Origin of the sequence: Paenibacillus sp. VTT E-133291, assembly GCF_002264395.1 — a bacterium.
Taxonomy (GTDB): Bacteria; Bacillota; Bacilli; order Paenibacillales; family Paenibacillaceae; genus Paenibacillus_AQ; species Paenibacillus_AQ nitricinens.
The window spans coordinates 1-260 of the sequence record NZ_NFVA01000274.1; the positions used below are offsets into that span (position 1 = coordinate 1).

A 260-nucleotide genomic window follows, 5' to 3' on the forward strand; every position below is an offset into this window, starting at 1 on the left:
TCTCCGCTAATAGTTCGTTGGTGTACGTAAAACGGTCGTCGAGCGCGATATCCTCCAGCTTATCGAAGTAAAACGTGCCGACGCTTACGACTTCCGCGCCGTGTTGATTGCGTACGAGTTTAACCGCCTCGCTAAAGCGGCATTTTTGCGTATAAGGGACACCGTACGACGGCTCGTTATAATCCGGATCATATCCGGTAAACGGCGTAATTGTGACGGTTTGCCTTAGCGGTATGAGCGCCATTACATCGTCACCCACT

Annotated in this window: 1 protein-coding gene; it reads right to left on the reverse strand. The window is 51.2% G+C overall.

The genetic code is table 11. The annotated features are described in order from the left end of the window. Positions 1-244 (reverse strand): hypothetical protein (locus tag CA598_RS31900; RefSeq protein ID WP_143812515.1); only part of this gene is annotated, 244 nt, incomplete at its 3' end. Between the last annotated feature and the right edge of the window lie 16 nt (positions 245-260).